This is a genomic window from Shewanella sp. Sh95, from assembly GCF_001308045.1.
In the GTDB taxonomy this organism is placed as follows: domain Bacteria; phylum Pseudomonadota; class Gammaproteobacteria; order Enterobacterales; family Shewanellaceae; genus Shewanella; species Shewanella xiamenensis.
Genome location: NZ_LGYY01000006.1, coordinates 1 through 9,882, shown reverse-complemented (window position 1 = coordinate 9,882; position 9,882 = coordinate 1). Strand labels below are relative to the sequence as shown.

The 9,882-nt window shown below is 41.3% G+C and carries 12 protein-coding genes; 4 read left to right on the top strand and 8 right to left on the bottom strand.

Translation table 11 applies throughout. The features are described 5' to 3' along the window. Positions 1 to 689 precede the first annotated feature (689 nt). Both AEA42_RS00485 and AEA42_RS00480 read left to right on the top strand, forming a co-directional pair. Positions 690 to 932, top strand: a complete 243-nt coding sequence (locus AEA42_RS00485; RefSeq protein WP_055646663.1) for a type II toxin-antitoxin system RelB/DinJ family antitoxin — start codon at positions 690 to 692, stop codon at positions 930 to 932. Beyond that, positions 922 to 1,206, top strand: coding sequence for a type II toxin-antitoxin system RelE/ParE family toxin (locus tag AEA42_RS00480; RefSeq protein WP_055646662.1), 285 nt, complete (start codon positions 922 to 924; stop codon positions 1,204 to 1,206). Before AEA42_RS00485 ends, AEA42_RS00480 begins: the two co-directional genes overlap by 11 nt. Before the next feature lie 422 nt (positions 1,207 to 1,628). Here the strand turns inward: AEA42_RS00480 and AEA42_RS00475 are convergent, their stop codons facing one another. Together AEA42_RS00475 and AEA42_RS00470 are read right to left on the bottom strand one after the other, a co-directional pair. Further along, positions 1,629 to 1,919 carry a hypothetical protein gene (locus tag AEA42_RS00475; protein WP_055646661.1) on the bottom strand — a complete coding sequence of 97 codons (291 nt, stop codon included), beginning with the start codon at positions 1,917 to 1,919 and terminating at the stop codon, positions 1,629 to 1,631. Positions 1,920 to 1,943: 24 nt separating this feature from the next. Beyond that, positions 1,944 to 2,246 carry a hypothetical protein gene (locus tag AEA42_RS00470; RefSeq protein WP_055646660.1) on the bottom strand — a complete coding sequence of 101 codons (303 nt, stop codon included), beginning with the start codon at positions 2,244 to 2,246 and terminating at the stop codon, positions 1,944 to 1,946. Between the two features lie 531 nt (positions 2,247 to 2,777). On the opposite strand from AEA42_RS00470, the gene AEA42_RS00465 reads away from it, so the two are divergent. Further along, positions 2,778 to 2,999 (top strand): CopG family transcriptional regulator, encoded by a 222-nt coding sequence (locus AEA42_RS00465; protein ID WP_231640334.1) that lies wholly within the window; start codon positions 2,778 to 2,780, stop codon positions 2,997 to 2,999. A gap of 410 nt (positions 3,000 to 3,409) precedes the next feature. Here the strand turns inward: AEA42_RS00465 and AEA42_RS00460 are convergent, their stop codons facing one another. Together AEA42_RS00460 and AEA42_RS00455 are read right to left on the bottom strand one after the other, a co-directional pair. Next, entirely contained in the window at positions 3,410 to 3,673 is a 264-nt protein-coding gene (locus tag AEA42_RS00460; protein ID WP_055646658.1) for a hypothetical protein, read from the bottom strand. 64 nt (positions 3,674 to 3,737) lie between these two features. After that, a complete protein-coding gene (locus AEA42_RS00455; RefSeq protein ID WP_055646657.1) occupies positions 3,738 to 4,607 on the bottom strand; it encodes a phage integrase N-terminal domain-containing protein in 870 nt (289 codons plus the stop codon). A gap of 1,656 nt (positions 4,608 to 6,263) precedes the next feature. On the opposite strand from AEA42_RS00455, the gene AEA42_RS00450 reads away from it, so the two are divergent. Continuing rightward, positions 6,264 to 7,145 carry a RepB family plasmid replication initiator protein gene (locus tag AEA42_RS00450; RefSeq protein WP_055646656.1) on the top strand — a complete coding sequence of 294 codons (882 nt, stop codon included), beginning with the start codon at positions 6,264 to 6,266 and terminating at the stop codon, positions 7,143 to 7,145. 67 nt (positions 7,146 to 7,212) lie between these two features. Here AEA42_RS00450 and AEA42_RS00445 read toward each other — a convergent pair whose 3' ends face one another. The 4 genes from AEA42_RS00445 to AEA42_RS00430 form a co-directional block, all read right to left on the bottom strand. Further along, complete coding sequence (locus AEA42_RS00445) at positions 7,213 to 7,593, bottom strand: hypothetical protein (RefSeq protein ID WP_156312281.1); 381 nt, start codon at positions 7,591 to 7,593, stop codon at positions 7,213 to 7,215. Between the two features lie 141 nt (positions 7,594 to 7,734). Continuing rightward, entirely contained in the window at positions 7,735 to 8,040 is a 306-nt protein-coding gene (locus AEA42_RS00440) for a hypothetical protein (protein WP_055646654.1), read from the bottom strand. Positions 8,041 to 8,057: 17 nt separating this feature from the next. Next, entirely contained in the window at positions 8,058 to 8,834 is a 777-nt protein-coding gene (locus tag AEA42_RS00435) for a ParA family protein (RefSeq protein ID WP_055646653.1), read from the bottom strand. 142 nt (positions 8,835 to 8,976) lie between these two features. Further along, positions 8,977 to 9,729 carry a hypothetical protein gene (locus AEA42_RS00430; RefSeq protein WP_055646652.1) on the bottom strand — a complete coding sequence of 251 codons (753 nt, stop codon included), beginning with the start codon at positions 9,727 to 9,729 and terminating at the stop codon, positions 8,977 to 8,979. Between the last annotated feature and the right edge of the window lie 153 nt (positions 9,730 to 9,882).

The following is a 9,882-nucleotide window of genomic DNA, read 5'->3' as shown; positions in this document are numbered from 1 at the left end:
TAGGATATTGGCTTCGCGCATCTTGTTGTCCAAGTGTAGTTTTTAGCGAAACCATTTGATCATGCAACAAGATGCGCTTCCACCCTAATTTGATGATTTATTTGTAAATCATCAGGGGATTCTTCAGCACATAGTTAACTAACTGTAATAAAAGGAAGTTATCAGCATTTAATCAAATGCACCATGCGTAAAATTAAACAATGCGCGTTTACCATACTGGCCACTCAACCAAAAATCCACCAATATATTGATTTTTATCACATTTTTAATTATAATGACGCACAAATAAATTAGCTAAGAACACTCAAAACTGCGCACTTCTGAATAAGACTGTATAAAACTCTGGTTTAGACTACTCATTATTAATAACGGAAAGCAGAACATAGAGAAGCATTTGTAAGGTAATGAGCTCCCAGTATGCTGTATAACACTCAGCGCTAAATCGCTTAGGGCAAAAGCACATGCGCCCGAAGCCAACGCATACTGACGGATTTTGGCGCGTGAACCACTCTAGGTAAGTCTGATGCACTAACTCTTTTTTGAAGTTTCAAGTTCATCGTTAGAATGCCATTTACACAGACCTTTTTACATTCTCACGGATGCAGTTCCCGTAACTGTAAATAAAATCTTGCCGCAGGCAACGGATAAGATTATATTTGTAATTACATTTGTAATTACGCGAGATTTCTATGGGCACAATCAACATACGCATCGATGACGAACTCAAAGAGCGTTCTTTTGCCGCATTGGAAAAATTAGGTGTAAGCCCTTCAGAAGCATTACGCCAGACGCTTGAATATGTCGCGACAAGAGGCGCTTTACCCTTTAAGCCGGTACTGCTCACAGCAGATGATGAAGCCTTAATTACCTTGGTAAAAGAGCGTTTAGCGAACCCTCGTAAGGGGATCGAGGTTTCGCTCGATGACCTATAAGTTAGAGTTTGATCCCCGCGCCCTAAAGGAATGGAAAAAGCTCGGAGATCCCATCAGGCAGCAGTTAAAAAAGAAATTAGCGGAGATACTGGAGCATCCCCATATCGAAGCGAACAAGCTCAGGGATCTCCCTGATTGTTACAAAATCAAGTTACGAACATCGGGATATCGCTTGGTATACCAAGTTCAAGATGAACGCATTACCGTGTTTGTCGTGGCCGTAGGCAAACGAGAACGCTTAACCGTGTATTTAGCTGCAGAGAAGCGCCTTTAGTCTACGATTGTAGACTTCTACGGACTAAAGAGCTTATTGCTCAGCCAGATAAAGGCGATATTATCAAAGGTACAGGTGGCTTACGAAAGGTTAGAATGGCTGTAGGCAACAAAGGGAAGAGTGGCAGTATACGAGTGCTATACGTCATTGCTCTGCCCGAAAAGGAATAAATTATGACCATTGTTGATTATATCTTAGTATCATCCCCGTTGCTGTTAGTGATAGCTTTAGGTGTAATGTATTTTAAAAATCATCATAAAGACTCTAACTAATAAAATTTTAATTATAAAAAAGCCTTGTAAAAACAAGGCTTTTTTATGCCATAAATTTGGTTTTGTTACCCCCCCGAGTTGAAAATCGTCCGGATAGTTAAGAAAGCAAAACCGGTCAAAAAATTTATAAAACAATTTTGCATTGCAAAATTATCTACGCCTTCTAAAAAAAGCGCTTGGCAGATAAAGTAATGGAAATAACACAGTATAAACAACCGCATAAAATGCACTGTGCGGCTTTTTTGAAGCGAAATATTTACAATAACCCCAATAGCCGATCAGCGTAAAAGTAAACGAAACGGAGGCCGCCACAAGATATTGGCTCGATAGGGTGATATCTGACTCCTGAATCGCAAGCCAGGCAAAACCCAGCATACAAGATGAAATGATCACACACGGCAACGCATGGGCCCAAAACGCATTCAACGATACTTTATCCATTAAAAACAACCTCTCGATTACAATTTATGCTTCTCTAATCATTGAAAAGCCATGCTTAATCCCACTAAGACACTCTCTTTCGATAGGCTTTTCACTACCAGCTAATGAGGCAATAGCTATGCCGATCTCATTAGCCAAATCACATACCTCAATATCCTTCTTAGGAAGATCACTTAATGCTGTCATTAGCCTAGTAATGAACATTTCAACATCAACTCGATTTAATACAGTGGCTTGTTCACGCAAGTAAGCCTCAAGAACGGCAGGATTGGCGAGCGCCGCAGCTTTAACTTCTGCAAATGGAATACCTTTAACTTTGTTATTCACTATTAACCACCTTGATTTTGTAACTTTTTCAATAATTGAGGTTGCTTGATTCAATTATCACAGGGAAGGAATTGAGCACCGGAATGGAGCGAATATATCCAAGTGAATAGGGCTGCCTGATTTATCAAGGTAGGCCTACTTCACACATCCTGCCCAGTATTATATTCCGCATTTATCCATGTTTTTTTACGGTTATTTAGCGGTTTCAGTGCGTAAAAGCTCAACCCTACAAAAAACCGCTATAAACCTGAAAAATACGATGAAAAGCCGTGGTATATCAGTGGTAAATACGCGCTATATACTGGCTATATACCTTCCATGCCCTACATCCTACACGGGATAATCAACACGTCTCAATATGGTATCCGTCACATAGGGTTTTATGGGCTCATTATATTGATACGTATTTACTCAAACTTGATTTTGAAACAAAATCAAATTCAGATTGGTTATAAGCACAGCATGACAATTGAAGCCCAATCGATGTAATGTCGTTTTATATATTCTATGTTGAGGTTTGCTATGAGTGTCATGTCAGTACGCTTATCCGATGAAATCGAACAAAAGCGAGTACAGCTTGATCAGTTAACAGGTAGAACGAAATCTTTGCTGGCGAAGCAAGCGATTCAGGACGATCTAGATCTGGAAGCATGGCAAATAGCAGAAATCCATGCCGCACTATCCGAAGCAGATGCCGGTGATTTTGTGTCAGAAAACGAAATGGACGCCAAGTTTAAGCATTGGGGAAATTAATACTTGAGTAAGAACTATTCTTTAAAACCTTTGTATAAGACCACTCCGGATGCGATGACTAAACCGAGTGTCACGAACATGATTAAGATAGACCATAGTTGTAGTTCACTCATAATATACCTCTGTTCAGTTTACGTTCTTCCGCGCTATTAATGTTAACAATCACCCCATGAAGGAGCAATGCAAATTGCCGTTACTCTAAGATAAAAATGCTTATCTAAAGGGGTAATTTTGCAACTCATAAATGACCGTTAATGCTGAAATCATGCTCACGTTTTTTTGCATTGCAAATTTATCTCTCGAAAATGATGCTAAAAAACGGCCCACCCTTTTGGCCCTTATTTTTTGCATTGCAAAAATCCATTGCATTTAACGCGCCTGTTTCACGGTGTTGCACTGTGCAACACCGCCTAGAACGGCATGGTTTTAAAGCTAATATTCTGCTTATTGTCATCGAGCGAGCGCAGATACACCGGCTCAGATTCCTGCCCATTTTTATAATGGCTATTCAGGTAAGCGGTCTCGTCTAAGTGGGTGATCAGCGCCTTGATCACCTCTTGGTACTTCTCAGGAACCCGCATCACCACTGTCTTTTCATACTTAGTTTTACGACCAGCACCTGGGCGAGCGCCGCCATGCTGCCCTTTTACAATGGCAATTTTTTCTTCTTTCATAGCTCACCTCCATTTTATTTTCATAGTAATAATCATACTTGAATAAGTTACAAAATCAAGCAATTTAACGACCTAAATACACAGCAGTAACTTGTAACCGGCTATGCCCTAACTCACCGGTTATCACATTTCTGGCGTACCTATCAGCGGCTTGTTGCGCCGCGGGTAATGAACAGACAGAAACACCCGATACCGCCGGACATTCAAAACCGGTCAGTTCCATATAACGGCGATGAGCGTAGCTGTGCCTTAACCCATGTGCCCTATCCAATCCAATTTTTATACAGGTATTTTCATAGCGTTTCATTTGCTGCACATAACTGAGTTCTTTCGGAATAAGCGATCTGCCGGCCGCTAATGCTTTCGCCTCTGCCAATAGTTCGTGCTGAGCAGCCGTTAAAATCGGGATCGCGCGATCTCGACCGCCTTTGCACCAGGACGCATCAAGTACCAAACGATCACCCCGATACGCTTTCGCCGGTTGGATCTTCATGGCTTCTTCACGCCGTAATCCAAACGCTGCCTGCAGGCGCAAGGACATTTGTACATACTGATCGGTTATCAAATTTAGTCGCATATCACTCAATTTTCGGCTCTTATTTTCATTGGTGACATACACTCTACGGCTAATCCCCACCGAGTCATTGGAGCGCGGTACAAGGCCATTTTTACCGATTTTTTCCGCTAACCACCGTAGATGTGCCATACGATTTTTAATCGTGCCCAGGGCAAGGCCCTCAGCTTGCCAATGAGTAACTAATGCTTCGATGTGCTTAGGTTTTAAATTATTGAGTTCAAGCCCTTTAAAACCCAAGGCAACGAGCTGTTTATCGACTAATTTTATGGTTTTGAATCGTTCTGATTTAGTCGCAAAAGAGCTTGGGTTGTGCTGCCGCAATAGCTTGCCGGCCTCAAAAAAGAAATTGGTCGCCATAATGCACCTTGAAAAAGTTACACAATCAAAAATTAGAATTTAATTTTGAGATAAAAAGCACGCCCATTCGGGCGTGTTTTAAGAGGAATATATTTCTCGAGGGCTAACAACACGGCGACCTATTTCTAGGCCATTTCGGAATTCAGTTCAGTGTTAATGCTCGTTCTGACTGCCGACACAGAAAGAACCCACCGGCACACCGGTGATATTGAGCGAGTGTTGTTACGGGCGATTGCCCAAATGATGTGGCTCTGTTGAGCGCAAACATCCAAATATAATGACCCATAAGCTCTGTTGAGCTTGGAGATAACTAGGTGATCAAAGAGGTTTCTTTATTTGGCATCAATGGATGCGAGGTGAAGAAACTTGACTGTACCTCATGCCAAATTACAGCGCAAGCCACTGCTTCGGCGTCACGCCTCAAAAAGCAAAAAATGACGCTACCCCCGCATGAGGAACACCATTCGGGGGTAGTGTCACTCCCTTAAAATGGAGTGACACTACCCCGCTTGACGTCATTTTTTGCTCATTGAAAGAACTAGCCACTTTGCTCTTGGCGATAGACTTCGCTAATCACCTATCGCTCAGAGGCCCTAAAATGCGTTTTAAGCAACATTTTAAAAAAATGTCATATTGCTATACGTTTATCTTTTTCGCCGGTTTTACAGCGTTTAAACCCTGTTAGCATTGATGATAGAGGTGGGTTTACCTCCTTCCTGCTAGACCTGAGCGAAGCGATGCTTTTAGCGAGAAGTACAGCACGTTTGTTGTTAAACGGTCGGAGACAAACGGAACTAATAGCGAGGTTTTTATGCTCGCCCCTAGCGAAGCTAGGAAATGGCGAGGCATTAATGGGTAAGGGTGGAGCCTTTAGGCGAACTAGGGCGAAGCCCTTGGTCGCGGCGCAGCCGCTGCTCTTGGGGGCGCCGGAAACGAGCGGAGCGAGGGGAAGGGCCGGCGGGGGCAAAGCCCCCTGGAGGGGTTCTTATTTATCAGAATAAATTATTGAAGTTTTGCACAGTTCAGATCCAATAAGATCCATCTTTTAAGATCCTAAAAGATCCTAATAGATCCCAGAATCGCTACAGCCCAAGTACACCAAGGCTTACAAAGGAGGTTGGTGTATTCTAATTGGGTAAGCGGTGTATTCTAATTGGGTAAGAGGTGTATTCTAATTGGGTAAGAGGTGTATTCTAATTGGGTAAGCGGTGTATGCTAATTGGGTAAATACTCTCTTTTTTGATACAAAAACAGCAATGAATAAATATGATGTAAATCAAACACTAATGTTTTATTCATATAATTATCTTGCACACTGTGCCAAAGTTATTCACAGCCAAAATATGACTAATATTTTTACGCAAAAATTTCGGGCATAGGAATTGGAAAATTAAACAAGGTGTATTCTAATTGGGTACCCATTCCTCCCCTACGGTGTATGCCGAGTGGGCTCAAAAATTAACCGGTGGTGTATGCCGAGTGGGTAAAATTTTCTCCTACGAAAAGAATTTAAATTCAAAGTTCGAAAGGATTTACATAGCAAAGTTTGATGTACGCTACATGGAAATCAAACCAATAATCATAAATCACAATTAGGTGTATTCTAAATGGGTTCCGTGGTGTACTCTAATTGGGTTTCTAATATAAGTGGCGCACATGGATAGAACTGAAAATACGTTACTCCCAATCACGGGTACCGAATCGCTCTATAGCGGAAAACTCTTAATAATTAATAGTGCTACCAGCGTGCAGCCCAATGTTCTCCTCAGAACAGGTATATTTACGCCAGTAGGTCGCAAAACAAACCTCTACGAGGTGAAAACACAAGACCTTAGTAATGAACTGGTTCATCTCGATCTTTGCAAGAAAGAAGGCTATGACCTCGTTACGGTCAAAGGGCAACGACTCAATGTCGAAACCGATTTTAGAGTGTGGTGCGGTATTGTGTCTGTATTTAGCAAATACGGTTATTCCTCTAATACGGTGAAAATGACATTTTCAGAGTTTGCTAAGCAGTGCGGTTATCCTAGTCGGCGTTTTGATAAAAACTTACGTAAGCAAATTGGTGATTCATTAGAACGAATCCAGAGCCAAAGTATGTCTTTTAAACGAACAAATGCTGAAAAAGCTGTACATACAGGAATGCTTTTACGGGCGATGTATGATGGTGAAGAAGATTTGGTCGAGCTAATGGCCGATCAAACTCTGTGGGATATGTATCGTTTGGATCACCAGGTGCTAGTTAGTCTGCGAGTACTGGAAAAATTGCCCCGTGCAGAGGTCGCACAGTGCCTGTATTTATATTTCACCTCTTTACCCGAGAATCCTCACCCCGTTTCATTTGAGCGCCTTAGAGAGCGTTTGAGGCTTGAGACGTCCAAAAAAGAAGCAAATCGGAAGATTAAGACTGGTATTCAGAAGTTGGAGTCGATTGGCTATCTGTCTGGCAGCTTCGCAGTCAAGAACGGTGAGCAATACTATCTGATTGATCAGCGTTACAAGAAACTGGAAGCCGCCATTACTGGCACACTGTTTTGATAATGTAACGTTATCAAATTTGTAATGAAGCAAATATTTTAAGAACGGATTTACATGATCGTTTTTACTAGGATTTTGCTCTTAGAAAATCACTGAATCTGTTAATTAAATTCTTACCATTATCATCTAAAAGTTGGTATTCTCGAATCAATGACCACCCCTTTTTTATCAATAATGGTTCATCCATCCAATATGCGGGAATTCCAATTAGTCTTTCAAAGGTACGAGCCTCGTGTTCATGCATAGGCCTTTTCCCGAGAATTATTGAGCTTAAAATCTGTTGAGTTAACACCTCATGATTTAATTTTTTAGCTACTTCCGTTTGACTTCCTAAAATTTTAACAACTGAGTGTAAATTTTCCCGACGGTTTATATTAACGTTCACCATATATGTAACCCCATAACTTGAACTATTGTAGTGGGCGTACACACTCCATTGTTTCAGCATATTTATTGCCAGAATGATTTTCCTTTAGCCATTCCTTTGTTTTTAAACATGCCTCATATTCACAACGTTCATCACAAGGCTCGTCACTACAGGCTTTCACCCAGACAAACAGTAATATAACGATAATAATCAATTTCATAATCAAGTCACATCATTAATCGCACGGATCAACGCTTTGGTGTTGATCTTATCGCGCATGCTGATCAGGCCACGGAACAGCTTAGCTGCAGTGATATTTTTACCCGATTCCACCTCTAAGGCTTCGAGCCATAGGTTTAAATCGGCCCTATCGTTTTCCGTTAGGCGCAATGGCAGCGGAGAGGTGCCGGTGGTGATATTACGGCGGGTGGAAACCGTGGTAATTTTCTCTTGTGACTTTGGGCTTTCTTGGGATTCTTTTACAGACTTACGTCTGTTCAATCCAGTAACACCAGTTAATTTACTCATAATATGTATTACACTTGTTATACATTAAGACGTTGAATGACTTCTTTAGCCAGGCTCTTATAATCGGCTAACGTAAGGCTGCTAGGCTTGTAATTCAGCAAGGTTTGACCGCTGACACTGGCTTGGCCAACGTCCTCAGAACGGCGAATCGTGGTCGTTAATACTTTGCCTTCAAGCGAGGCTAATTGCTCATCGAGGAAGTTGTTAATTAGCTTATTGGCCTTGGCAAATTCATTACGGAATACCGCGTAGTTTACGTGCTCGCTTTCTTTGACTTCTTCAAGTGCATCCAGCAAGTCGGCTAAGCCGTTTAATGAAAATGAACCACCATCAACGGGGATCAGGAACATATCGGCGGCCATCATGGCGTTAACCGATGTCAGGCTTAGGTTAGGCGGGCAATCTAAGATCACTATGTCAAAATCGCTGGCGATAGCTTCAAGCTGCTTTAACAGAATGCGTTCGCGGTGAACTTTGGTGAGGCTCTGTTCAATCACTCGGCTTAGGCGAATATCCGTGGGGCAAATACACAGGTTGGGAATCGCCTCACCGTTGGACTGCGCTGGCATAATGGCCTGTTGAATGGGGCACTTTTTCGAGGACTCGAATACATCAGTGATCGAGTGTTCAAATTCAAATTGACCGCCCGTTAATACCACGGATAGGTTAGCCTGGGGATCTAAATCAATCACCAGCACCCGTTTACCTTCATGCGCTAATTGCGCGGATAGGTTGATCACTGTGGTGGTCTTGCCGACGCCACCTTTCTGATTTATCACTGCTAACGTTTTCACAGCATACCCTCGACCGAAAATGTAGGACAATTGTAATACATTTAAAGTTAGTTTAAAAATGAAAAATAACCTTTTCTAGTCGTTAATTGCACAAATATATTCAAGATGTATCTTTTTAAATTGCTCACTAAATTTTTGTTTTTTATTGTATTTGAAAGCCATTTTTTTTCAGCACGTTAGCAACAACTACATACTCAGGCTCATCATTAAGAACATTCCAATAGTGATCTGATAATGTTGATTGAAGAGACATATTAACTAAGTTCCTACCGCGTTCAGGCAACTGTAAATACATCGAAAATGAGACATCAAAAGCACTGCTCCAACAATTTAAAGACTGAAAATACATTATTAAGGCATCAGATATTCGATCAGCGACGATTTCATATCCTTCCGTATCACGTTCATATGAATCTAATTCATGTTGGTTCTGAGCAATAAAAACTGATAATTTTTGTTTTGAGGAAAGCAAATCAAAGCCAATATTTACACCTATAACATCTGCAATTCGCAAAGCTAGAGTTCTCTGAGCAGATGTGGAAGGCCTAAGATCATCAGGTAGACATGACGCAACAGCACCTTCTAACTCATTCTTTAACATTGGGTCCAAAAAAAGTTGCTCTATCTCTGAACTTGAATAGGAAAAGAGGGCATCTTTGGCTAGTTTAGGAAGCTTAATTTCAACGGTTTCATTTTCAACAGAAAACCTAATATATGCAGATTTTTTATACCTTGTTTTAGCTTTTTCTTGGATAGTTCTAATCAACGCAGTTAGATTTATTTCCTTATCTCGTTGAAAAACTAAAGCATCAATAAATCCTTGCTTTAAAAATTCTGATATAGGGATATAGACCTCAGATCCATTCTCAAAGTCCATAATTATAATTCTATCCATCACGCCCCCAATTTTATATAGAAACCATAAAACCGACTTTCCGCACCTGATTTAGGAATAAATTTGCCGATACCGTTCGCCTAACACGTCGAGAATGATCTGCTGGTCCACTGTGAGTCCTGTGACTTGAGGTGGCGCCTCTCCCAACTGGTA